20 protein-coding genes and 1 riboswitch are annotated in these 22,504 nt (G+C 62.1%); of the genes, 10 read left to right on the top strand and 10 right to left on the bottom strand.

The window, feature by feature from the left end; genetic code table 11:
- Positions 1-76: 76 nt before the first annotated feature.
- From BLU26_RS09465 to ahcY, 5 genes are all read right to left on the bottom strand, one after another.
- Positions 77-1,588: a DEAD/DEAH box helicase gene (locus BLU26_RS09465; RefSeq protein WP_092286035.1), complete on the bottom strand. Its 1,512-nt coding sequence runs from the start codon at positions 1,586-1,588 to the stop codon at positions 77-79.
- 210 nt (positions 1,589-1,798) lie between these two features.
- Positions 1,799-2,539 carry a substrate-binding periplasmic protein gene (locus BLU26_RS09460; RefSeq protein WP_092286033.1) on the bottom strand — a complete coding sequence of 247 codons (741 nt, stop codon included), beginning with the start codon at positions 2,537-2,539 and terminating at the stop codon, positions 1,799-1,801.
- A 58-nt stretch (positions 2,540-2,597) separates the two neighbouring features.
- A complete protein-coding gene (locus BLU26_RS09455; RefSeq protein WP_092286031.1) occupies positions 2,598-3,341 on the bottom strand; it encodes a substrate-binding periplasmic protein in 744 nt (247 codons plus the stop codon).
- Between the two features lie 20 nt (positions 3,342-3,361).
- Complete coding sequence (metF, locus tag BLU26_RS09450) at positions 3,362-4,210, bottom strand: methylenetetrahydrofolate reductase [NAD(P)H] (protein ID WP_092286029.1); 849 nt, start codon at positions 4,208-4,210, stop codon at positions 3,362-3,364.
- 155 nt (positions 4,211-4,365) lie between these two features.
- Entirely contained in the window at positions 4,366-5,775 is a 1,410-nt protein-coding gene (gene ahcY / locus BLU26_RS09445) for an adenosylhomocysteinase (protein ID WP_092286027.1), read from the bottom strand.
- Between the two features lie 20 nt (positions 5,776-5,795).
- A riboswitch (S-adenosyl-L-homocysteine riboswitch) is annotated at positions 5,796-5,878 on the bottom strand.
- A gap of 101 nt (positions 5,879-5,979) precedes the next feature.
- On the opposite strand from ahcY, the gene BLU26_RS09440 reads away from it, so the two are divergent.
- Positions 5,980-6,441 (top strand): c-type cytochrome, encoded by a 462-nt coding sequence (locus tag BLU26_RS09440; protein WP_092286025.1) that lies wholly within the window; start codon positions 5,980-5,982, stop codon positions 6,439-6,441.
- An 84-nt stretch (positions 6,442-6,525) separates the two neighbouring features.
- On the opposite strand, the gene metK is transcribed toward BLU26_RS09440, so the two are convergent.
- Together metK and BLU26_RS09430 are read right to left on the bottom strand one after the other, a co-directional pair.
- A complete protein-coding gene (gene metK / locus BLU26_RS09435; protein WP_092286023.1) occupies positions 6,526-7,710 on the bottom strand; it encodes a methionine adenosyltransferase in 1,185 nt (394 codons plus the stop codon).
- Complete coding sequence (locus tag BLU26_RS09430; protein WP_092286021.1) at positions 7,707-8,723, bottom strand: ArsR/SmtB family transcription factor; 1,017 nt, start codon at positions 8,721-8,723, stop codon at positions 7,707-7,709. Before BLU26_RS09430 ends, metK begins: the two co-directional genes overlap by 4 nt.
- Before the next feature lie 224 nt (positions 8,724-8,947).
- Here BLU26_RS09430 and tkt point away from each other — a divergent pair, with 224 nt between their 5' ends.
- The 7 genes from tkt (at position 8,948) to BLU26_RS09395 (ending at position 16,538) form a co-directional block, all read left to right on the top strand.
- Positions 8,948-10,948, top strand: a complete 2,001-nt coding sequence (gene tkt, locus BLU26_RS09425) for a transketolase (protein WP_092286019.1) — start codon at positions 8,948-8,950, stop codon at positions 10,946-10,948.
- 96 nt (positions 10,949-11,044) lie between these two features.
- Positions 11,045-12,079: an erythrose-4-phosphate dehydrogenase gene (gene epd / locus BLU26_RS09420; RefSeq protein WP_092286017.1), complete on the top strand. Its 1,035-nt coding sequence runs from the start codon at positions 11,045-11,047 to the stop codon at positions 12,077-12,079.
- A gap of 80 nt (positions 12,080-12,159) precedes the next feature.
- A complete protein-coding gene (locus tag BLU26_RS09415; RefSeq protein ID WP_092286015.1) occupies positions 12,160-13,320 on the top strand; it encodes a phosphoglycerate kinase in 1,161 nt (386 codons plus the stop codon).
- 181 nt (positions 13,321-13,501) lie between these two features.
- Positions 13,502-14,566 carry a class II fructose-bisphosphate aldolase gene (gene fba / locus BLU26_RS09410; protein WP_092286013.1) on the top strand — a complete coding sequence of 355 codons (1,065 nt, stop codon included), beginning with the start codon at positions 13,502-13,504 and terminating at the stop codon, positions 14,564-14,566.
- A gap of 57 nt (positions 14,567-14,623) precedes the next feature.
- Positions 14,624-14,908, top strand: a complete 285-nt coding sequence (locus BLU26_RS09405; RefSeq protein WP_092286011.1) for a hypothetical protein — start codon at positions 14,624-14,626, stop codon at positions 14,906-14,908.
- A gap of 35 nt (positions 14,909-14,943) precedes the next feature.
- A complete protein-coding gene (locus tag BLU26_RS09400) occupies positions 14,944-15,417 on the top strand; it encodes a hypothetical protein (RefSeq protein ID WP_092286009.1) in 474 nt (157 codons plus the stop codon).
- 23 nt (positions 15,418-15,440) lie between these two features.
- Positions 15,441-16,538 (top strand): PQQ-dependent sugar dehydrogenase, encoded by a 1,098-nt coding sequence (locus BLU26_RS09395; RefSeq protein ID WP_092286007.1) that lies wholly within the window; start codon positions 15,441-15,443, stop codon positions 16,536-16,538.
- A gap of 2 nt (positions 16,539-16,540) precedes the next feature.
- Here the strand turns inward: BLU26_RS09395 and BLU26_RS09390 are convergent, their stop codons facing one another.
- On the bottom strand, positions 16,541-17,584 hold the full coding sequence (locus tag BLU26_RS09390) for a helix-turn-helix transcriptional regulator (protein WP_092286005.1): 1,044 nt from the start codon (positions 17,582-17,584) through the stop codon (positions 16,541-16,543).
- 142 nt (positions 17,585-17,726) lie between these two features.
- Between BLU26_RS09390 and BLU26_RS09385 the strand changes: the two genes are divergently transcribed.
- Positions 17,727-18,926: an alkane 1-monooxygenase gene (locus tag BLU26_RS09385; RefSeq protein WP_092286003.1), complete on the top strand. Its 1,200-nt coding sequence runs from the start codon at positions 17,727-17,729 to the stop codon at positions 18,924-18,926.
- Entirely contained in the window at positions 18,923-19,093 is a 171-nt protein-coding gene (locus tag BLU26_RS09380; RefSeq protein WP_092286001.1) for a rubredoxin, read from the top strand. The genes BLU26_RS09385 and BLU26_RS09380 overlap by 4 nt, the downstream gene beginning before the upstream one ends.
- Here the strand turns inward: BLU26_RS09380 and BLU26_RS09375 are convergent.
- Both BLU26_RS09375 and dbpA read right to left on the bottom strand, forming a co-directional pair.
- A complete protein-coding gene (locus BLU26_RS09375) occupies positions 19,088-21,022 on the bottom strand; it encodes an SLC13 family permease (protein ID WP_092285999.1) in 1,935 nt (644 codons plus the stop codon). The two genes, BLU26_RS09380 and BLU26_RS09375, sit on opposite strands and share 6 nt — an antisense overlap.
- A gap of 58 nt (positions 21,023-21,080) precedes the next feature.
- On the bottom strand, positions 21,081-22,463 hold the full coding sequence (dbpA, locus tag BLU26_RS09370) for an ATP-dependent RNA helicase DbpA (RefSeq protein ID WP_092288438.1): 1,383 nt from the start codon (positions 22,461-22,463) through the stop codon (positions 21,081-21,083).
- Between the last annotated feature and the right edge of the window lie 41 nt (positions 22,464-22,504).

Raw genomic sequence — 22,504 nt, 5'->3', positions numbered from 1 at the left:
CTGCAACACGCGAATAAAAGACGCAAAAAAAGGGGCCGAAGCCCCTTTCTTTAGATCACAACAGCTGCCACGGCTATCAGCGCGGGCCGAGCAAAGCCGGCTTTTCGCGCTGTGGGCCGCGGTTGTTCGGCCGACGGTTGTGCGACTTGCGCTGTGGCTTGTCCTGCGGCAGCGGATCGGCGCGGTTGCCATTGGCCTGGCGACGGCGCTCCAGGGTCACCGCGTCTTCCGGCTCGCTGATGACATGGGCGGCGCGTTTTGGCCCCCGGGGACGGTCGGTACGTGGCTTGTCATTGCGGCCCTGGCCACGGCCTTGGCCGGCGCCCTGACCGCGCGCGTTGTTGCCTGCGCCGCCACCGCTGTTGCGCTGCTGATTGCGGCCACTGCCGGCGCCGCCGCGTGGGCGCTCCGGGCGGTCGCTGTTGAGCTCGGCCTGGGCTGGCGGCTCAAAGCCGTCCAGCGAGCCTTCATCGATCCGCTGTTTGGTCATGCGTTCGATGGAGCGCAGCAGTTTGTCTTCATCGGGGCTGACCAGAGATACGGCTTCGCCGCTACGACCGGCGCGGCCGGTGCGGCCGATGCGGTGTACGTAGTCTTCCGAAACGTTGGGCAGCTCGAAGTTGATTACGTGGGGCAGCTGGTCGATATCCAGACCACGGGCGGCGATGTCGGTTGCGACCAGAATGCGCAGCTTGTTGGCCTTGAAGTCAGCCAGCGCCTTGGTACGCGCGCTCTGGCTCTTGTTGCCATGAATCGCGGCAGCGGGCAGGCCGTTCTTGTCGAGATACTCGGCCAGGCGATTGGCGCCGTGCTTGGTACGGGTGAAAATCAGCACCTGCTCCCAGGCACCCTGGGTAATCAGATGTGCAGCCAGCGCGCGCTTGTGGCCAGCGGCTACGCGGTAGACCTTCTGGTTGATGCGCTCGACGGTCGAGTTGGGCGGCGTGACTTCAATGCGCGCCGGGTTGTTCAGCAGCTTATTGGCCAGGTCGGTGATGTCTTTCGAGAAGGTCGCCGAGAACAGCAGTGTCTGACGTTTGGCTGGCAGCTTGGCGATGACCTTTTTCACGTCATGTACAAAGCCCATGTCGAGCATGCGGTCGGCTTCGTCAAGAATCAGCACTTCGACCTTGGACAGGTCGACGGCGCGCTGACCAACCAGATCCAGCAGTCGGCCGGGGCAGGCGACCAGGATATCCAGACCAGGCGCGATGGCTTTCATCTGTGGGTTGGCGCCCACGCCGCCAAACACGCAGGCAGATTTCAGGGGCAGCTCGGCGGCGTAGGCACGGATGCTGTCGTGCACCTGGGCCGCCAGCTCGCGGGTCGGCGTCAACACCAGTACGCGTACCTGCTTGGGTGCACGGCGGTGATTGGCGTCAGGGTGGCCGGCAGGAAACAGCCGTTCGATGACCGGCAAGGCGAAGCCGGCAGTCTTGCCGGTGCCGGTCTGGGCGGCAACCATCAGGTCGCGGCCTTCGAGTACAGCGGGAATAGCTTGCGCCTGAACAGGCGTGGGATTGGTATAACCGGTGGCTGCCACCGCGCGCACGAGTGCGTCGGACAGGCCCAAGGAAGCAAAGGACATTCAGATAACCCTGTGATGGCCGTTGCGAACAGGCAGATAACAACCGGTTTCCTGCGAGCTGGTGTCGGGGTGACACTGCCCGCCAAGGGGTTGCATACCTGCCGCTTGTCCGTGCGGCCTGGAATGAAGGGGCGCGAGTATAACAGAAAGCCTGCCGGGTCACATCCCGGACCGCTCGGCGGTCATTCGGCCCTGGTGGTGCGGGCAGGCTTACAGCTCGGTCAGGCCGTAGTGTTGCAGAATCTGCAGGTATTCGCTGCTGCGCTTGAAGGTGCTCAGGCCGCTGCTGAAGCGTTTGGCCAGTGCTGCCATATCGGGGCTACGGTGAAACGCCAGAAACAGTGCGCCGCTGCTGACCACCAGCGGATGGTGCGTGACCTGCCGCTCCAGCCCTAGTTGGCGCAGGGTGAACTGGCCCGCGCGCTTGTTCATGATCACCATGTCGACGCGCTCATGCATCAGCATCAACAGGCTGGCTTCGGTGCTGGCGGCGGGTTCGCGGCTGAAGTAATCGGCGTGCATGAATTCCGAGTTGCCGTAAACGTAGCCGGCGGATACACCGATCTTCAGGCCGCGCAGGTCCTGCAGGCCGGTGAATGGATGGGGCCGATCAATACGGTAAAACAGCACGGACTCGCTGCGCGACAGCGGTTCATGCGGAAAAATGTACTGCTGCTCCCGCTCGGGGTTGGGTGATATATCGAGAATCGCATCGGCACTGCCGTTGGCGGTGTCGTGCAGCGCGCGGCGCCAGGGCAGCAATTGCCAGCGGGCTTCGTAGCCCAGTTGCCCCAGCACGCGGTTGGTGACGTCGTAATCGACGCCTTTCAGGGTGCCCGCCTCTTCATAGATGTAGGGTGGCCAGGCCTCGCTGACGATGTTCAACGGCTCCGCGCGTGCCATGGGGCACGCAAGCAGGGGGAGCAGTAACAGCCAGGCGGGTAGTCTCATGGGGTCAGTCTAGCTTGCTTGCCGCCAGGAGTAACAGCCTCTGGCTCGCGGGTTGTCGCTAGTGGAGCGACGCGCGCTGACCGTAACGCGCGAGTATCTGCTGATAGGCCTCGCTCGCCTTGAAGCGTCTGAGCTCGGTGGTAAAGGCGTGGCTGAGTTCTACCTTGCCGGTACCGCGGTGGAAAGCCAGGTACAGCTTGCCGCTGGCAAGTGGTTGCGGGTCGAAACCGATCTGCTCCTGCAGGCCTAGTCGCTGGCGCTCATGCAAGCCGGCCCGGCGATCAATCAGAGCCAGATCAATCCGCTGGTTCAGCAGCTTGAGCAGGTTGGCTTCGTTGGTGGGTGCGGGCTCACGGGTGAAGTAGTCAGCCGCGAGGAAGTCAGGATTGCCGTAGTTGTAGCCCGGTGCCACACCGACAGTGAGGCCGCGCAGACTCTGCAGATTGGCGTAGGGGTGGGGGTGCTGGCGAGCGTAGAACAGGACCGAGTCGTTGAGCGACAGGTGCTCGGTGGGGAAGATCAACGTCTGGCGGCGTTCCGGCGTGGCGAGAATGTCGAGAATCGCATCGGCGCGGCCGCTTTCAACGCTGAGCAGCGCGCGCTTCCAGGGCACCAATTCCCATTCCAGCTGGTAACCAAGCTGCGTCAATACCTGCTGGGTCACTTCGTAGTCGATGCCGTGCAGCTCACCGTCCTGCTCGAAGATGTAGGGTACCCAGGGCTCACTGACGACCTTTAGCGTGGTCGCCGTTGCGAGCCCGGGCACCAGCAGACTGAGCCAGAGCAGGAGATGAAAGCGCATGGCTGCAGTGTAGTCTGCCGCTAGCGACCCTGCAGATTACGCAGGATGTCGAGACTGGGTTCGGCCTGGTTCAGCGTATAGAAGTGCAGGCTGGGTGCGCCGCCCTCTACCAGCCGTTCGCACATCTGACTGATGACCTCGGTGCCGAAGGCGCAGATGCTGTCGCTGTCGTCACCGTAGGCTTCCAGCTGCTTGCGGATCCAGCGTGGGATTTCGGCGCCGCAGGCGTCTGAGAAGCGCGCCAGTTTGCTGTAATTGGTGATGGGCATGATACCCGGCACTATGGGGATCTCGACGCCGGCCTTGCGCACCCGATCGACAAAGTGGAAGTAGCAGTCGGCATTGAAGAAGTACTGGGTGATGGCGCTGTCGGCGCCGGCCTGGGCCTTGCGCACAAAGTTCTTCAGGTCGCTTTCGAAGTGGGCGGCCTGCGGATGTGCCTCGGGATAGGCGGCGACTTCGATGGTGAAGTGGTCGCCGGTTTCACGGCGAATGAACTCGACCAATTCGTTGGCGTAGCGCAGCTCTCCCGAGGCCTGGCCCATACCGGAGGGCAGGTCGCCGCGCAGCGCAACAATGCGCTTGATGCCGGCTTCACGGTATTCACCCAGCAGGTTGCGCAGGTCGTCCAGTGAATCACCGACACAGGAGAGGTGCGGTGCAGTAGGTACCTTCACTTCACTGTCGAGTTGCAACACGGTCTTGCGGGTACGGTCGCGGGTAGAACCGCCAGCGCCGTAAGTGACCGAGAAAAACTCGGGATTCTCAGCGGCCAGTACATGGCCGGCAGCGATCAGCTTCTCATGCCCGGCATCGGTCTTGGTCGGAAAGAACTCGAAGCTGACCGGGATGTTGTTCGTTTGGTTCATGGGTACTGCCCTTGTCTTGCAGGGAGGTGTTGAGCTTCCAGCTTCAAGCCGCAAGCTTCAAGCAAAAGCCGTGTGCTGATGCGTTCTACGTTGCTGCGCCAAACAGAGTTTGACTGGCAGAACGTAAAACGCACGCTGAATCAGCTTGCAGCTAATCAGTAGCGATAGCTATCCGGCTTGAACGGACCTTCGACCGCGACGCCAATGTAATCGGCCTGGGTTTGGGTCAGTTGGGTGATCACGCCACCAAAGCCCTTGACCATTTCCAGTGCCACTTCCTCGTCCAGCTGCTTGGGCAGTACTTCTACGCGCAGGTGAGCGGTCTTCTCTGCGTCGCTGAAGTTGGCGAAGCCCTGTTTGAACAGGTGGATTTGCGCCAGTACCTGGTTGGCGAAGGAGCCGTCCATGATGCGGCTCGGGTGGCCGGTCGCGTTACCCAGGTTCACCAGACGGCCTTCGGCCAGCAGGATCAGATAGTCATCATTGGCCGGGTCGAAGTTGTCCTTGCCGGTGCGGTGCAGCTTGTGTACCTGTGGCTTGACCTCTTCCCAGTGCCAATTGGCGCGGGTGTAGGCGGTATCGATTTCGTTGTCGAAGTGACCGATGTTGCAGACCACAGCGCGCTTTTTCAGTGCCTTGAGCATGTTGGCGTCGCAGACGTTGACGTTACCGGTCGTGGTGACGATCAGGTCGATCTTGCCCAGCAAGGCGCGATCGATGCTCGCTTCAGTGCCGTCGTTCCGGCCGTTGAGGTAGGGCGAGGCCAGCTCGAAGCCGTCCATGCAGGCCTGCATGGCGCAAATCGGATCGACTTCCGACACCTTGACGATCATGCCTTCCTGACGCAGCGACTGGGCCGAGCCCTTGCCGACGTCGCCATAACCGATCACCAGCGCCTGCTTGCCGGAGAGCAGGTGGTCGGTGGCGCGCTTGATGGCGTCGTTCAGGCTGTGGCGGCAGCCGTACTTGTTGTCGTTCTTGCTCTTGGTGACCGAGTCGTTGACGTTGATCGCCGGGACTTTCAGTGTGCCTTTCTTCAGCATGTCGAGCAGGCGATGCACGCCGGTGGTGGTCTCTTCGGTCACGCCGTGAATCTTGTCGAGCATGGCGGGGTATTTGTCGTGCAGGATCTGGGTCAGATCGCCGCCGTCATCCAGCACCATGTTGGCGTCCCAGGGCTGGCCATCCTTGAGGATGGTCTGCTCGATGCACCACTCGTACTCTTCTTCGGTTTCGCCTTTCCAGGCAAATACCGGTACGCCGGCGGCGGCGATGGCAGCGGCGGCCTGATCCTGGGTGGAGAAGATGTTGCAAGATGACCAGCGCACTTCAGCGCCCAGCGCGACCAGAGTTTCGATCAATACGGCGGTCTGGATGGTCATGTGAATGCAGCCAAGTATTTTGGCATCTTTGAGCGGCTGCTCGCCGGCGTACTTGCGACGCATGGCCATCAAGGCCGGCATTTCCGACTCGGCAATGATGATTTCGCGGCGGCCCCAATCGGCCAGGGAGATGTCGGCGACCTTGAAGTCGGTAAAATCGGCAGTGTTCATAACGGCACTCATGTGGTTTCTCCATTCGTGGATGCGAATGGGCGCGGTTAATTGTCACATGCCCCCTGCGAGCCTGGCAGCCGGGAATGCGGCTGCTGCAGCGCCCCTCGCACGGGGTTGCAATCAGTCCGGCCAGGCATGGCGCATATGCGCGGCCTTGGCCGGAGTGGGTTGAGCGACGATACTGTCGCCCCTCATTTTCTGTGTGGATGAAACATGCTTTCTGCTTCATACCAAAAATTCGTGGCCATCGCCCTGTTGGGCCTGGCGTTGGTCGGCTGCAACAACGAGGCCGACCCCAATTCGCCCGAAGGCAAGCGCCAGGCGCTGTTCAAGCAAATGATCAAGCATAGCGAGCCCATGGGCGGCATGCTGTCTGATCGTCTGCCCTTTGACGGCGCGGTGTTTGCCGAGCACGCCGCAGGTCTGGTCCAACTGGCTGACCAACCCTGGGGCTACTTCCCCGAGCCTGGTGCCGAGCCTGAGCCCAATCGCGCCAAGGACACTGTCTGGTCGGATCCTGCCGGCTTCACCCAGGCCATCGACACCTTCAAGGCCCGCGTTGCCGATCTTGCTGCCGCCACCGAAGGCGGTGTACGCGGCCCGGGCCAGGTCAGTGACCAACTGAGAGCGGTACAGCAGGCCTGTAAGGCCTGCCATGATGCTTATCGCCGCTAAGCAGCGGCAAGCTTCAAGCCGCAAGCGTTAAGCAAAAACAAAACCTCCAAGCACGCGCAGACAGCTTGCCGCTTGCCGCTACGTTCAAGCGTCAGCGCGAAGGTCGGCCGCCTTGTCCGTCTTCTCCCATGGAAACGCGGTAAAGGTATCGCCCTTGACCGTCATTTCTACCGGTGTACGACCAAAGTGGCCGTAGGCGGCGGTGGCGCGGTACATCGGGTGTAGCAGGTCGAGCATGCGCGTAATCGCGTAAGGGCGCAGGTCGAAGTGCTGGCGCACCAACTGGATGATCTTCTCGTCGCTGATCTTGCCGGTGCCGAAGGTGTTGATCGAGACCGAGGTGGGCTGCGCCACGCCGATGGCGTAGGACACCTGGATTTCGCACTTGTCGGCCAGACCGGCAGCCACGATGTTCTTGGCCACGTAACGGCCGGCATAGGCGGCGCTACGGTCAACCTTGGACGGATCCTTGCCGGAGAAGGCGCCGCCGCCGTGACGGGCCATGCCGCCGTAGGTGTCGACGATAATCTTGCGGCCGGTCAGGCCGCAGTCGCCCACCGGGCCGCCAATCACGAACTTGCCGGTCGGGTTGATGTGGTACTGAGTATCGGCGTGCAGCAGCTCGGCCGGCAGCACCTTCTTGACGATTTCTTCCATTACCGCTTCGCGCAGGTCAGCCTGGCTGATCTCCGGGTTGTGCTGGGTCGACAGTACGATGGCGTCGATGCCGGTGACGATGCCGTTCTCGTAGCGGCAGGTGACCTGCGATTTGGCATCCGGGCGCAACCAGTTCAGCGTGCCGTTCTTGCGCGCTTCCGCCTGACGCTCGACCAGGCGGTGCGCGAACGTGATGGGGGCAGGCATCAGCACGTCGGTCTCGTTGCTGGCGTAGCCGAACATCAGGCCCTGGTCGCCGGCGCCCTGGTCTTCCGGCTTCTGCCGGTCAACGCCCTGGGCAATGTCGGGCGACTGCTTGCCGATGATGTTGATCACGCCGCAGGTATCGGCGTCGTAGCCGACGTCCGATGAGGTGTAGCCAATGTCCTTGATGACGCTGCGCACCAGGTCTTCCAGATCAACCCAGGCGGTGGTGGTGATTTCGCCACCGACGATGGCGACACCGGTTTTCACCATGGTTTCGCAGGCCACGCGGGCAAATTTGTCTTCGGCGAGGATGGCATCCAGTACGGCGTCGGAAATCTGGTCGGCCAGTTTATCGGGGTGGCCTTCGGACACCGATTCAGAGGTGAAGATCGAGTAATCGCTCATGCTGTTGTCCTTTCCTCGGAGGAAGATGGTTCGGGTTTGGCCAGTTGCAGCAACTGCAGTTGAAAGCCGTTGCGCAGGCCAATGTATTGGCTGAGGCCGACCTCGAGGCCGGCGTCGGTTGCCCAGCGGGCAATATCGTCTTGATCAAAGCCTAGCCACAGATCGCCGCAGGTGTCGCGCACCCAGCTCTGGTCGTGGCTGCACAGCTCGGTCAGCACCAGGCTGCCGCCCGGCTTCAACAGGTCGGCAAAGCGGCGCAAGGCTTCGGCGGGGGCGGGCATGTGGTGCAGCACCATATTGCACACCAGGCAGTCCGCCGGCGGCAGCAACTGCGGTGCCAGCGCATCGGCCAGCAGGCACTGCACGTTGGTCAGGCCGGCGTCGCTGCACTGCTGGCGGGCACGGTCGAGCATCGACTCGGCGTTGTCCAGCGCAATCACGTGTTGAAACTGGGCGGCCAGGCTGGGCAGAAAGCCGCCTTCGCCCGGGCCGACTTCAATCGCCAGCTCGCGGGCAGGCAGCGGCAGGGTGTCGATCAGCGCCAGCAGCGGTTCGCGGTAGAGGCCGAAGTGGGCGATCAGGTCCTGTTGGGCGGGGGTGCCATCGGCAAAGCGCGCGAAGAACTGGCGCGACAACTCGGCGCGTTGGCCGTGTATCTGGCTGATCGCGGCCAACTGGGCCGGGTCGGCGGGTAATGCGTCCAGCTCGGTCAGCAGCTGCGCGTGCAACTGATGCCAGCTGACCTCAGGGGCCGGCAGGCTGCGACGATAGAAGATCGAGTTGCCTTCGCGGCGCGCACTGACCAGACCAGCGTTGGCCAGCACCTTGAGGTGATGGCTCATGCCCGATTGCCGCATGCTGAAGATCTGCGCCAATTCCAGTACACCAAAGGAGTCGTTGCGCAGCACCCGCAGAATATCCAGTCGCAGGCTGTCGCCGGCTGCCTTGCAAAAGGTGGCCAGGGCATCCGTGGGGCTGTATAGGGCGGTGTCGATCTGCGCAATCTGATTCATGTGGGGCAGTGTAGTGGCGATAGGGAGTGCTCGCAAGGTCTATATCAAAAAGTTTTGATATAGATTTTAATGGCCATTCGTCTGGCTGGCCGGGGCTTTACGCAAGGCGTCATGGGGTTTTCATTGCCCGTAGGCGCCGTTTGCGCGAAAATGCCCGCCTTATTTTCCGGCCAGCCGCCTGCTGCGGTTGCTTGCCCATGCCTTGTTAGCCACAGGAGTTGTCCATGCCCAGCCGTCGTGACCGAGCCAATGCCATCCGTGCCCTTAGTATGGATGCTGTGCAGAAAGCCAATAGCGGCCACCCCGGCGCGCCCATGGGGATGGCGGATATCGCCGAAGTCCTGTGGCGCGACTACCTCAAGCACAACCCGGCCAACCCCAACTTTGCCGACCGTGACCGCTTTGTCATGTCCAACGGGCACGGCTCCATGCTGGTTTACTCCCTGCTGCACCTGACCGGCTATGACGTCAGTATTGATGACCTCAAGAGCTTCCGTCAGCTGCACAGCAAAACGCCGGGCCACCCGGAGTACGGTTACACCCCCGGCGTTGAAACCACCACCGGCCCGCTGGGGCAGGGGATCGCCAACGCCGTCGGCATGGCGATCGCCGAGAAGACGCTGGCCGCCCAGTTCAACCGCGATGGTCACGCCGTGGTAGACCACAACACCTATGTGTTCATGGGCGATGGCTGCCTGATGGAAGGTATCTCCCACGAGGTGTGCTCGCTGGCAGGCACACTGGGCTTGGGCAAGCTGATTGGCTTCTACGATGACAACGGCATTTCCATCGATGGCGAAGTGGAAGGCTGGTTCAGCGACGACACGCCCAAGCGCTTCGAAGCCTATGGCTGGCAGGTGATCCGCAATGTGGATGGGCATGACGCCGATGAGATCAAGACCGCCATTGAGACCGCCCGCAAGAACACCCAGCAGCCGACCCTGATCTGCTGCAAGACCATCATCGGCTTTGGTTCGCCTAACAAACAGGGCAAGGAAGAGTCGCACGGCGCGGCGTTGGGCGAGGCTGAAATCGTTGCGACTCGTGAGGCGCTGAACTGGCCGCACGCGGCCTTCGAGATTCCCGCCGAGATCAAAGCGGAGTGGGATGCCCATCAAGCCGGTGCCCGCGCCGAAGCCGCCTGGAACGACAAGTTTGCCGCCTACCAGGCTGCCTTTCCCGACCTGGCCAGCGAGCTGCTGCGCCGCCTGAGCGGTGAGCTGCCGGCCAACTTCAGTGAGCAGGCCGCAGCCTATATCGCGGACGTTGCCAACAAGGGTGAAACCATTGCCAGCCGCAAGGCCAGCCAGAACACGCTGAACGCCTTTGGCCCGCTGTTGCCCGAGTTGATGGGAGGTTCTGCCGACCTGGCGGCCTCCAACCTGACCCTATGGAAGGGCTGCAAGGGCGTGAGTGCGGAAGACGCTTCCGGCAACTATCTATTCTACGGCGTGCGCGAGTTCGGCATGACCGCGATCATGAACGGTATCGCGCTGCACGGCGGCTTTGTCCCCTACGGCGCGACCTTCCTGATCTTCATGGAATACGCGCGCAACGCGGTACGCATGTCGGCGCTGATGCGCCAGCGCGTTATTCACGTCTATACCCACGACTCCATTGGTCTGGGCGAAGACGGCCCGACCCACCAGCCGATCGAGCAACTGGCGAGCCTGCGCGGCACGCCGAATCTGGATACCTGGCGTCCGGCCGATGCGGTCGAGTCGGCGGTTGCCTGGAAGTACGCGCTCGAGCGCGCAGATGGCCCCAGCGCGCTGGTGTTCTCGCGCCAGAACCTGCCGCACCAGGAGCGTGACGCGGCGCAGCTGGCCGATGTGGCGCGCGGCGGTTACGTACTCAAGGATTGCGCTGGCGAGCCGGAACTGATTCTGATTGCTACCGGTTCCGAAGTGGGTCTGGCGGTAGATGCCTGGACTGCGCTGACCGAGCAGGGCAAGCAGGTGCGCGTGGTGTCCATGCCGTCTACCAGCGTGTTCGACCAGCAGGAGGCCGAGTACAAGCAGGCCGTATTGCCGCTGGAAGTCGGTGCGCGCATCGCCATCGAAGCGGCCCACGCGGACTTCTGGTACAAGTACGTCGGCCTCGACGGCCGCATCATCGGCATGCAGACCTTCGGTGAGTCGGCACCGGCCAATGCGCTGTTCGAGGAGTTCGGCTTTACCCTGCAGAACGTGCTGCTGGCGGCTGAAGAGTTGTTGGAAGATTAACCCGGCCGCAAGCCGCAAGTCGCAAGCTGCAAGCCGTTCACCGAGCGCTTGCGGCTTGCCGTCTGCAGCTTGCAGCTGAACGGAGCCTCGGCTGCTATGCCAAATCGCGCGCCCTTTCGAATCGCCCTGAACGGCTACGGCCGTATCGGACGCTGCGTGCTGCGTGCCCTGCACGAGCGGGGCGACGCGGAGCTGCAGATAGTCGCGCTGAATGACTTGGCCGATCGAGAAAGCATTGAATACCTTACCCGCTTCGACTCCACCCATGGCCGCTTTCCGGGCGAAGTGCGGCTTGATGGCGATTGCCTGCGGGTGGCGGGCCAGGAGATTCAGGTGCTGCGTCAGTCCGAGCCGGAAGGTATTGACTGGCAGGGGCTAGGCATTGATCTGCTGCTGGAATGCTCTGGGCAGTACACCACACGCGAGCAGGGACTGCGCTTTGTGCACGCCGGCGTGCCACGGGTGCTGTTTTCGCAGCCGATGGCCAGTGAGCAGGCGGTGGACGCCACGCTGGTTTACGGCGTAAATCATGCACAGCTGCCGAGCGCTGCGCGGCTGGTATCCAACGCGTCCTGCACCACCAATTGCGGTGTGCCGCTGCTCAAACTGCTGAATGAGCAGTTGGGTCTGGAGCAGGTTTCGATCACTACCCTTCATTCGGCAATGAACGATCAGCCGGTGATTGATGCCTATCATCACAGTGACCTGCGGCGCACGCGTTCGGCTTTTCAGTCGATCATTCCGGTCTCTACCGGGCTGGCGCGCGGCATAGAGCGGCTGCTGCCGGAGCTGGCCGGGCGTATCCAGGCCAAGGCGGTGCGGGTGCCCACGGTGAATGTGTCGGCGCTGGACATCACCTTGCTGTGCGCGCGCGATACCAGTGCCGATGAGGTCAATCAGCTGTTGCGCGAGGCCGCCCAGGGGCCGCTGGCTGGCCTGCTGGATTACACCGAGCTGCCGCATGCCAGTTGCGACTTCAACCACGATCCGCATTCGGCGATTGTCGATGGTAGCCAGACCCGGGTCTCCGGCCCGCGACTGGTGAACCTGCTGGTCTGGTTCGATAACGAATGGGGCTTCGCCAATCGCATGCTGGATGTCGCCGGCTATTGGCTGCAGCGGGACCAGTGAGCACTGGCGCTGCACACGAACTGCAAAGATTTGGCGAATATATTGCAAGTATCGACTGTTAACTTATCAAGGAGCGGGCTATGACCGTATTGACGATGAACGAGCTGAACCTCAAAGGCCAGCGTGTACTTATCCGTGAAGACCTCAACGTACCGGTCAAAAACGGCCAGGTGAGCAGCGATGCGCGTATTCTTGCCGCGCTGCCGACCATCAAACTGGCGCTGGAGAAGGGCGCAGCGGTGATGGTGTGCTCGCATCTGGGTCGCCCGGAAGAAGGCGTGTTCAGCGAAGAGAACAGTCTGGCACCGGTCGCCGCTTACCTGAGCAAGGCCCTGGGGCGTGATGTGCCGCTGGTTCGTGACTATCTGGGCGGCGTGACCGTGCAACCGGGCGAGCTGGTGCTGTTGGAGAACGTGCGCTTCAACCAGGGCGAGAAGAAGAACACCGATACCCTGGCACAGGAGTACGCCGCGCTCTGCGATGTATTCGTCATGGACGCCTTCGGCACCGCGCACCGCGCGCAGGGTTCCACCCACGGTGTCGCCAAGTTTGCCAAGGTGGCCTGTGCCGGCCCGCTGCTGGCAGCCGAGCTGGACGCGCTGGCCAAGGCGCTGGACAAGCCGGCGCGCCCGATGGCGGCTATCGTGGCGGGCTCCAAGGTGTCGACCAAACTGGACGTGCTCAACGCGCTCTCGGAAAAGTGTGACCAGTTGATTGTCGGTGGCGGTATCGCCAACACCTTCCTGGCTGCCGCCGGTCTGCCGGTCGGCAAATCGCTGTACGAGGCCGATCTGCTGGACACCGCCAAGGCGATTGCCGCCAAGGTCAGCGTGCCGCTGCCGGTGGACGTGGTGGTCGCCAAGGCCTTTGCCGAAGACGCCGAAGCCACCGTCAAGCTGGTCGCGGATGTCGCCGAAGATGACATGATTCTCGACATTGGCCCGCAGACGGCTGCGCAGTTTGCCGAGCTGCTGAAGGCCTCCGGTACCATTTTGTGGAACGGCCCGGTCGGTGTCTTCGAGTTCGACCAGTTCGGCGAAGGCACCAAGGCGCTGGCGCTGGCGATTGCCGAGAGCCCGGCCTTCTCGATTGCCGGCGGTGGCGACACTCTGGCTGCTATCGACAAGTACGGCGTGGCCGAGCAGATTTCCTATATTTCCACCGGTGGTGGTGCCTTCCTCGAGTTTGTCGAGGGCAAGGTGTTGCCTGCCGTAGAAGTGCTGGAGTCGTGCGCTCAATAAATTCAGCTTCACGCGAATTGCTGCAAAGAAGCAAACGATAAGCTGCCCCCTTGCGGCCAAGCAGGGCGCAAGGGGTGACCAAGCTCAAGCGAGACGAGTAAACTGTCCGAATGTACCGGGCAGCTTGCCACTTGAGGCTAGCAGCTTGTCGCCATGACAACTTTTTACGGAGAAATAGATTATGGCCCTGATCAGCCTGCGCCAGATGCTCGACCACGCCGCCGAATACGGCTACGGCGTGCCCGCGTTCAACGTCAACAACCTGGAGCAGATGCGCGCCATCATGGAAGCGGCCGACAAGACCGACTCCCCGGTCATCGTGCAAGCCTCGGCCGGCGCGCGCAAATATGCCGGCGCCCCGTTTCTGCGTCACCTGATTCTGGCGGCGATCGAAGAGTTTCCGCACATTCCGGTGTGTATGCACCAGGACCACGGCACCAGCCCGGCGGTCTGCCAACGTTCCATCCAGCTGGGCTTCTCCTCGGTAATGATGGACGGTTCGCTGGGTGAAGACGGCAAGACGCCGACCAGCTACGAGTACAACGTCGACGTAACCCGTCGTACCGTTGAAATGGCGCACGCCTGCGGTGTGTCCGTAGAAGGTGAGCTGGGCTGCCTGGGTAGTCTGGAAACCGGTATGGCCGGTGAAGAAGACGGCATTGGCGCCGAGGGTGTGCTGGATCACAGCCAGATGCTGACTGATCCGGAAGAAGCCGCCGACTTCGTCAAGCAGACCGGCGTTGACGCCCTGGCAATTGCCATCGGCACCAGCCACGGTGCTTACAAGTTCACCCGTCCGCCGACCGGCGATATCCTCGCCATCGAGCAGATCAAGGCGATCCATCAGCGCATTCCCGATACCCACCTGGTCATGCACGGCTCCTCTTCCGTGCCGCAGGAGTGGCTGAAGATCATCAACGAATTTGGTGGCGAAATTCCGGAAACCTACGGTGTGCCGGTGGAAGAAATCGTTGAGGGCATCAAGTTTGGCGTGCGCAAGGTCAACATCGATACCGACCTGCGTCTGGCTTCAACCGGTGCGGTACGTCGCTTCATGGCGCAGAACCCGGCCGAATTCGACCCGCGCAAGTTCCTCGCCAAGACCGTCGATGCCATGCGCGACATCTGTATCGCGCGGTACGAAGCCTTTGGCACCGCGGGCAACGCCTCCAAGATCAAGCCGATCTGCCTGGATGACATGTTCGAGCGCTACGCGCGCGGTGAACTGGACCCCAAGATCAACTAAGGCACGGCGCAGGGCGGCTTCGGCCGCCCTGTTGCCATCTGACACCGAGGCAATTCCATGCAGCCGAATGACGACGAGGTCGATGAGGCCTTCGCCCAAAGCAAACTGATTGAGGCCATCGAGAACCAACTGGCCGCCGGCGACCCGGCTGCTGCCCAGGCTACGCTGAACAAGCTGACCCTGGTGGGCTACGCCCGTGAAGAAAGCCTGGAATTGATGGCGCAGGTGCTGGCCCACAGCATTGGTGTGATGCTGGACAGCGATCAGCCCTTTGATACACCGGCCTATGAACAGGCGCTGCGCAACCTGCCCGAATTGCCGGAAGGCCCTGCCGACGTCTGAACCAACACCCCTTTTGTCTGATCAGGAAAACAAGAATGAAGCTCGTATCCGTACTGCGGATCATCCTTTTCTATCTGCTCGCCGTGGCGCTCGCCACCGTCTTGGGCAGTCTGGTGCAAACCCAGTTCAACCTGCTGTTTCTGCAAGACATGAGCGTGCCGGTAGACATGCCCACGCGGCTTGCCACCAGCTGGCACGACCTGCTGCATTTCACCCCTATCTTCGCTGTAATGGTGGCCACAACCCTGCTGCTGGCACTGCCGGTGGCTGAAGCGCTGGGGCGTATCTTCAAGCCCTGGCGCGGCCTGCTGTACCTGCTGGCGGGGGGCGGCGGCATTTGGGCCGCCATTACGCTGGCCAATCATCTGCTGCCAATGCCTACCTTTATTGCCGCGACGCGGGTTACCTCGGGTCTGCTGTGCATGATGCTGGCGGTCGGTCTGGGCAGCTGGCTATTCGGTCGCTTGACCAAACCCAAGGCGCGGCGCGGGCTGCGGGTGCTGGGCTGAAGCCCGGTACAAGGAGAATTGCCATGTTGAATAAATCCATTGTTGCCGCTGGTCTGTTGCTGGCCGCCAGTGCCAGTCACGCTGCTGAGTATCAGGTGACGCCAGTGGCGGAAGGCCTGGCGTACCCGTGGTCGTTGGCGTTTCTGCCCGATGGCGGCATGCTGGTGACCGAGCGTGCCGGGCGCTTGCGTCTGATCAATGCCGCCGGCGAGCTGCAGGCTGAGCCGATCAGTGGCGTGCCGCAAGCCTTCGTCAATAGTCAGGCCGGTCTGATGGGGCTGGCGCTGGCGCCCGACTTTGCCGAGTCGGGCGAGTTGTTTCTCAGCTACGCCTGCGGCACCGCTGAGGCCAACCATACTTGTTTGGCCTCAGCTCGCTTCAACGGTAGCGCCCTGGAAAACACGCAGGAGATCTTCCGCGTGGAGCCGGCCAAGAAAGGCAGCGCACACTATGGCGGGCGCATCGCCTTTCTGGCCGATGACACCCTGTTACTGACCCTGGGCGATGGCTTTGACTACCGCGAGCAAGCGCAGAATACGACCAACCATCTGGGTAGTATCGTGCGTTTGAATCGCGATGGTTCCGCGCCTCAGGACAACCCCTTTGTTGCTGAGTCGGGCGCGCAGCCGGAGCTCTACAGCATCGGTCACCGCAACGTACAGGGCATTGTGGTCGACGCGGACACGGGTCGGGTATTCAGCCATGAGCACGGTCCGCGCGGTGGCGATGAGATCAACCTGATCGAGGCCGGCAAGAATTACGGCTGGCCGAAAATTACCTATGGCATCGATTACGACGGCGCGCAGGTCTCGCCCTACACCGAGCTGCCGGGCCTGGAGCAACCCTTGTTGCACTGGACTCCGTCCATTGCGCCGTCCGGCATGACGCTCTATCGCGGCGAGCTGTTCCCGCAGTGGCAGGGTAATCTGCTGGTCTCGGCGCTAGCCGGCAAAGAGGTACGCCGGGTGGTGCTGGATGGCACTCAGGTAGTTGAGCAGGAGAGTCTGTTCAAGGAGTTGGGCGTGCGTTTTCGCGATGTTCGCACCGGGCCTGATGGCGCGCTCTACCTGCTGACCGACAGTGCCAAGGGTAGGGTCCTGCGCGTCACCCCGAGCAACTGAGCTTAGCCGGCTGTCGGCACTTGCTGGGACTGGTGCCGCAGGCGGTAGTCGCGTGGCGCACAGCCGTGCCAGCGCCTGAAGGTGCGACTGAAGTTACTGGTGTCCTGGTAACCCAGACGTTCGGCGATACGCTCCATGCTCAGCTCGGAGTGCAACAGCAGCCAGGTGGCTTGCTCGCTGCGCAGGTCGTCGAGTAACACCTGGTAGCGGGTGCCTTCGCTGTGCAGGTGGCGAATCAGCGTGCGTGCGCTCAGGTTCTCCTGGGCGGCCAGTTCGGCCAGCGTGGGGTAGGGTGGTTCACAGCGCAGTAGCCGCAGTTTGATGCGTTCACTCATGGAGCCGCCACGTTGCTGACGGTCCAGCTGGTGTTCGCAGTCGCGCAGTGCCTGTGCGCAGGCATCGGCATCCGCTCCCAGGCAAGGTTGCTGCAGCAGGCCTTGCGGTAAGTGGATTCGCAGCGCATCGCTGCCAAACCGCCAGCGTGCGGCATATCCCTCAACCTCGGTCCACCAATCAGGTCGTGCCAGCGGCCAGTCAATCCCTATCAGCTGTTGTAGCGGCTGCCCGCCGAGGGTTTCCAGCAAGCGCAGCATACCGGTCACGAAGTGCCCCAGCAGGTACTCGCGTAGCGTATCTGGCACCTTCAACTCATCCAAAACCAGCACTGGCGGCTCAACCGATTCCAGACGAAAGCGTGCCAGATGCTGGCGCAGGCTGGCGTAGCGCTCGCTGAGCAGAATACCTTCTTTGAGTGTGCTGGCGGTCACCGCGGCGTAGCCGGCTGGGCCGTGTGCACTGACATCGGTGTGCATACCCACGGCAAAGCCAAGCCAGGGTTGCCCGCTCAGGGCAACAGCCTGCAATAGCAGCGTTTGCAGCTGGTTCAGGTTGAGGAAGTGGTTATCGTGCAGCAGTCGCTGCCAATCCAGTGCGCTGTCGGTCTGCAACTGGGTGGCGGTAAGCCCCTGGCGCAGTAGCTCGGCGTAGACCAGTCGGGCATACACCGGGTGAACCGCCGGGCCAAGCCAGTAGGGGGCTGATGGCATGCTGGGCCTGCTTTATTGTTGTTGGTTGTGCGTGCGCTGTTGTCACAATATGACGATAACTTGCCGCTTGCAACGGGTGTGGTGGCGGCAGGTGAGGCAGAAGATGTAACGGTCATAGCCATAACAACAAGAGGATGACCGCATGACTGCTTTCGCTGCGCAGGATAATGGCCTGTCGGGCTACGTGGATCGAAAACGCCGGCTCTGGTTGTTTTCGTTGATGGTGCCGGGCCTCGCTCTGGTAGGGCCGCTGCTTTATATGTTTGTATCGCCGCAGATCATCTGGCTGTGGCTGTCCACGCTGTTTGGTTATGTCGTGATTCCAATGCTCGACGGCGTGCTTGGCGAGGACCTCAGCAATCCCCCCGAAGAGGCGGTGCCGGCGCTCGAAGCCGACCCCTATTACCGCTATGTTACCTACGCGCTGGTGCCCATTCTGTGGGCCAGCTTTCTGGTCAATATCATTTTTCTTGGTACCCACGAGTTGCCCTGGTACGGCACCCTGGCGGTGATCCTGGCGACCGGCGGGTCGCTCGGCTTTGGGCTCAATCTGGGGCATGAAATGGGCCACAAAAAGAGCGCGCTGGAGCGCTGGCTGGCCAAGATAACCTTGGCGTTGGGGTGTTATGGACACTTTTTTGTCGAGCACAATCGCGGCCATCATCGCGACGTCGCTACCCCGGAAGACCCGGCCTCGGCGCGTATGGGCGAAAGTATCTACCGCTTCGTTTTCCGCGAGATGCCCGGCGCCTTCTTTCGCGCCTGGGATCTGGAGGCGCAGCGGCTGGACCGGTGTGGCAAGTCGGTATGGAGTCTGGATAACGAAATCCTGCAACCGGGGCTGATCAGCGCCGTGCTCTATATCGGGCTGATCGCCTGGCTGGGTATAGAAATGCTGCCGGTGATGCTGCTGATCGCGTTCTGGGGTGCCTTCCAGCTGACCCAAGCGAATTACCTAGAGCACTATGGCTTGCTGCGCCAGAAGCAGGCCAGCGGCCGTTATGAGCGCTGCCAGCCGCACCACTCCTGGAACAGCAATCACCTGTTTTCCAACTGGGCGCTGTTTCACCTGCAGCGTCATTCCGACCACCATGCCCATCCCACGCGGCGCTATCAATCATTGCGCGACTTTCCGGATTTGCCGCGGCTGCCGAACGGTTACTTTGGCATGTATCTGCTGGCTTACTTCCCGCGCCTGTGGTTTCGGGTGATGGACAAACGTCTGCTGGATGCGGTTGATCGCGACCCCTCGCGCATCAACTTTCTGCCGGCCAAGCGCGACATGCTTATTCGGCAGTATGGCCTTGAGGAAAAAGCTGCCGTCGAGGAGGCCGCCGCATGAGTCGCTACCGCTGCCCGGAGTGTGATTACGAGTACGACGAGGCCGAGGGTGACCCGCACCAGGGGTTTGCCGCCGGTACTTGCTGGGAAGCGTTGCCGGACAGTTTTACCTGCCCGGACTGCGCAGTGCGTTACAAGGAAGACTTTGTACCGCTGGCAGCTTCATAGCGGCCAGGCCCACAGCAGCATAGGTATGCTGATCAGCACGACCAGTATCTCCAGTGGCAGCCCGAGGCGCCAATAGTCGCCAAAGCGGAAGCCACCCGGCCCCAGGATCAGCGTGTTGTTCTGATGGCCGATGGGTGTCAGGAAGGCGCAGGAGGCGCCTATGGCCACCGCCATCAGGAAGCTGTCGGGATTGACGCCCAACTGGCTGGCGACGCTGAGGGCGATCGGGCACATGACCGCCGCAGTCGCCGCGTTGTTCATGAAGTCGGAGAGCGTCATGGTGACGACCAGCATCAGCGTCAGCGCGATGATGGCGTTGCCCTGGGCGAAGTGTTGCAGCAGGGTCTGCGCCAGCAGGTCGGCGGCGCCGGTGTCGGCCATGGCCGCGGCCATCGGCATCAAGGCGGCCAGGAGCACGATGATAGGCCAGTCCACCGCTTCATAGATGCGCCGCAGCGGAATGACCCGCGTCAGCATGTAACCGAGCACGCCGGCCATGAAGGCGACGGCTGCCGGCAGTATGCCGAATGCAGCCAGAGCGATGGCGCCAAGCATGATGCTGACAGCGTAGAGCGCCTTGCGCCGGTCAGGAATCAGGATGGAGCGCGGCGCAAGGGGCACGCAGCCGTACTCGCTGGCAAAGCCGGATATGGCCTCGGGAGAGCCTTGCATCAGCAGTACGTCGCCAGCCTGGATGTCGGTCCAACGCAGCCGGCGGATGGATCTATGGCCTTGGCGCGAGATGGCCAGCAGGTTAATGCCGAAGCGGGTGCGCAGCTGAATGTCCGACGCGCTGCGGCCAAGAATCGAGGCGCTTGGCTGTACAGCGAGCTCCTGTACGGTGATCTCGTCGGAGACGCTGAGCTTACTGTCTTTCTCTTTCTGCTGCTCCTTGGCCTTGTCAGCCTCACTGTTCTGTTCGCCGGCGGGATCGGTCACCGGTTGCGAGGGTTCAGCTCCTGCTGCGGCGCTGTCCTGGGCTGCGCTGGGCTCCTTCTCTGCATTGTTAGAGTCCTCGTCTGCCTTGTCCTGGTTGCTGGGCGCCACGGCTTCCTCGAGCTTCAGACCTAGCCGGGTCAATGAGGCGCCTAGCCCTTCGGGCTCTGCCTCGATGACCAGAATGTCGCCGGCGCGCAGTACTCGGCGGGGCTGCGGCGCGGTGACGCGGAAGTCGTTGCGAACCATGCCGACGATCTGTGCATCGTTGTCCTCCAGTAGCTGCTCGACCTCTGCCAGGGTCTTGCCATCAGCCTTGCTGTCGGCGTCGATGTGTACTTCGGTCAGGTAGGTGCCGGTATCAAAGCTGCCAACGTCGGGCTGTGCCCGTTTGGGCACCAGCCAGCGAGCAGTGCAAACAACGAAGATTACCCCGCCAAGGGCGACGCTCAGGCCAACCGGAGTGAAGTCGAACATGCCAAAGCTGCCCAGGTCTTGACGGGCGCGGAAGCCGGCGACGATAAGGTTGGGCGGTGTGCCGATCAGCGTCGTCATGCCGCCCAGAATGGTGCCGAAGGCCAGTGGCATCAGCACCCGCCCCGGCGGCAGGCCCTCGCGGGCAGATAGTTGCAGAGCCAGCGGCATCAGCAGCGCCATGGCGCCGACGTTGTTCATGAAGGCCGACAGGCAGGCCCCCAGCAGCGTGAGTACCGCCAGGCTGAGCAGGCCGCCGCGCTTGGGTAATGCGCGCTGTGCCAGGGCTTCCACCGCGCCGGTGGTTTGTAAGCCCTTGCTGAGGATCAGTACCGCCGCGACGGTGATCACCGCAGGGTGGCCAAAACCGACGAAGGCGTCAGCGGCGGGCGTCAGGCCTGTCAGCACACAGGCCATGAGGGCAGCGAGGGCGACGACGTCGTGGCGCCAGCGGCCCCAAAGAAACAGGGCAATGGTACAACCGAGGATCAACAGAATCAGTTGCTGACTGGCATCCATGAACAGCCCTCGTTAACAGTGTAGCGATGCAGGTGAAACGCTTGTGTAGTACCACAGGTCAGGGCAGCAGACGTACCTTGAAGCGACGCCCCTTGATCTTGCCGTCGCTCAGTCTGGTCAGCGCGAGCTTGGCCTGGTCCCGGCGAATGGCAACCAGCGCCTGAAAGTCGCTGATGCTTATTTTGCCTATGGCATCGCCTGGCAAACCCGCCTCACCGGTCAGGGCTCCCAGCAGGTCGCCAGGGCGCACTTTGTCCTTGCGGCCACCGGCCACGACAAGGGTGCGCATTGGTGCGGTCAGTGGTTGTTCCAGTCTGGCTGGCAGGCTGTCGATCTCCTGCCAGTCGAGCGGCTCGCTGCTGTTGTCTTCGATTGCGCGCAGGCGCTTGAGTTCACGCGGAGCTACTAGGCTGAGTGCTAGACCGGATTGGCCGGCGCGGCCACTGCGGCCGATACGGTGGGTATGGGCGGCGGGATCGGCAGAGAGTTCCACATTGATTACCGCTGCGACCCCTTCGATGTCGATGCCGCGCGCGGCAACGTCGGTAGCGGTGAGCACGCTACAACTCTGATTGGCGAACAGAGCCAGCACCTGATCACGGTCACGTTGCTCCATGTCACCGTGCAGCGCCTGGGCGCTGATGCTGTTGGCATTGAGGAAGTCGGCCAATTCCTGACACTGCTGACGGGTGTGGCAAAAGGCGATGCAGGGTTGCGGACGATTGGCCGCGAGCAAACGCAGCACGGCGTCGAAGCGCTGCGTCTCGTCTATCTCGTAGAAGCGTTGGGCGATGGGGTTGCTCGGGCTGCCTTCCTCTATGGTTACTTGCTTCGGGTTACGCATGAATTCCGCAGCAAGTGCTTTCAGACCGGCCGGATAGGTGGCGGAGAACAGCAGGGTCTGGCGTCGGGCGGGGGTGTGGCCGATGATCTCGCGAATCGGATCGACAAAGCCCATGTCGAGCATGCGGTCAGCTTCGTCCAGCACCAGGCAGTTGAGGCGATCAAGTGTCAGGGTGCCGCGCGTCAGGTGATCCTGAATGCGACCAGGGGTGCCGACGATGACGTGCGCGCCCTGTTCCAGCGAGGCTGCCTGGGGGCCAAAAGGTGTGCCGCCACAGAGTGTGATGATCTTGATGTTGGGCAGGCCACGCGCCAGGCTGCGCAGCGCGGTGGCGGTTTGCGTGGCCAGCTCGCGTGTAGGGCTGAGCACCAATGCCTGGCAGCCAAAGAACTGGGGGTTCAACGGTGCCAGCAGGCCAATGCCGAAGGCGGCGGTCTTGCCGCTGCCGGTGCGTGATTGAGCCAGCAGATCGTCGCCTTGCAGAATCAGCGGCAGGGCTTCGGCCTGGATGGGCGTCATGCTCGCATAGCCCATTTGCTGCAGGGTATCGAGCATGGCCGTGGGCAGTTTCAGCGAGTCAAAGGCGGTCGGGTTCACGAGCATGGCCTGCAGCAGAGAAAGGCCTTGCAGTGTACCAG

The organism is Halopseudomonas sabulinigri, assembly GCF_900105255.1.
GTDB classification, from domain to species: Bacteria; Pseudomonadota; Gammaproteobacteria; order Pseudomonadales; family Pseudomonadaceae; genus Halopseudomonas; species Halopseudomonas sabulinigri.
Note: the sequence above shows the minus strand (reverse complement) of the source record. Positions and strands in the feature narration are given on the sequence as shown.

Coding starts and splice junctions, on each gene's coding strand:
- BLU26_RS09465 (WP_092286035.1), bottom strand. CDS start 1,588: ATGTCCTTTGCTTCCTTGGGCCTGTCCGACGCACTCGTGCGCGCGGTG.
- BLU26_RS09460 (WP_092286033.1), bottom strand. CDS start 2,539: ATGAGACTACCCGCCTGGCTGTTACTGCTCCCCCTGCTTGCGTGCCCC.
- BLU26_RS09455 (WP_092286031.1), bottom strand. CDS start 3,341: ATGCGCTTTCATCTCCTGCTCTGGCTCAGTCTGCTGGTGCCCGGGCTC.
- metF (WP_092286029.1), bottom strand. CDS start 4,210: ATGAACCAAACGAACAACATCCCGGTCAGCTTCGAGTTCTTTCCGACC.
- ahcY (WP_092286027.1), bottom strand. CDS start 5,775: ATGAGTGCCGTTATGAACACTGCCGATTTTACCGACTTCAAGGTCGCC.
- BLU26_RS09440 (WP_092286025.1), top strand. CDS start 5,980: ATGCTTTCTGCTTCATACCAAAAATTCGTGGCCATCGCCCTGTTGGGC.
- metK (WP_092286023.1), bottom strand. CDS start 7,710: ATGAGCGATTACTCGATCTTCACCTCTGAATCGGTGTCCGAAGGCCAC.
- BLU26_RS09430 (WP_092286021.1), bottom strand. CDS start 8,723: ATGAATCAGATTGCGCAGATCGACACCGCCCTATACAGCCCCACGGAT.
- tkt (WP_092286019.1), top strand. CDS start 8,948: ATGCCCAGCCGTCGTGACCGAGCCAATGCCATCCGTGCCCTTAGTATG.
- epd (WP_092286017.1), top strand. CDS start 11,045: ATGCCAAATCGCGCGCCCTTTCGAATCGCCCTGAACGGCTACGGCCGT.
- BLU26_RS09415 (WP_092286015.1), top strand. CDS start 12,160: ATGACCGTATTGACGATGAACGAGCTGAACCTCAAAGGCCAGCGTGTA.
- fba (WP_092286013.1), top strand. CDS start 13,502: ATGGCCCTGATCAGCCTGCGCCAGATGCTCGACCACGCCGCCGAATAC.
- BLU26_RS09405 (WP_092286011.1), top strand. CDS start 14,624: ATGCAGCCGAATGACGACGAGGTCGATGAGGCCTTCGCCCAAAGCAAA.
- BLU26_RS09400 (WP_092286009.1), top strand. CDS start 14,944: ATGAAGCTCGTATCCGTACTGCGGATCATCCTTTTCTATCTGCTCGCC.
- BLU26_RS09395 (WP_092286007.1), top strand. CDS start 15,441: ATGTTGAATAAATCCATTGTTGCCGCTGGTCTGTTGCTGGCCGCCAGT.
- BLU26_RS09390 (WP_092286005.1), bottom strand. CDS start 17,584: ATGCCATCAGCCCCCTACTGGCTTGGCCCGGCGGTTCACCCGGTGTAT.
- BLU26_RS09385 (WP_092286003.1), top strand. CDS start 17,727: ATGACTGCTTTCGCTGCGCAGGATAATGGCCTGTCGGGCTACGTGGAT.
- BLU26_RS09380 (WP_092286001.1), top strand. CDS start 18,923: ATGAGTCGCTACCGCTGCCCGGAGTGTGATTACGAGTACGACGAGGCC.
- BLU26_RS09375 (WP_092285999.1), bottom strand. CDS start 21,022: ATGGATGCCAGTCAGCAACTGATTCTGTTGATCCTCGGTTGTACCATT.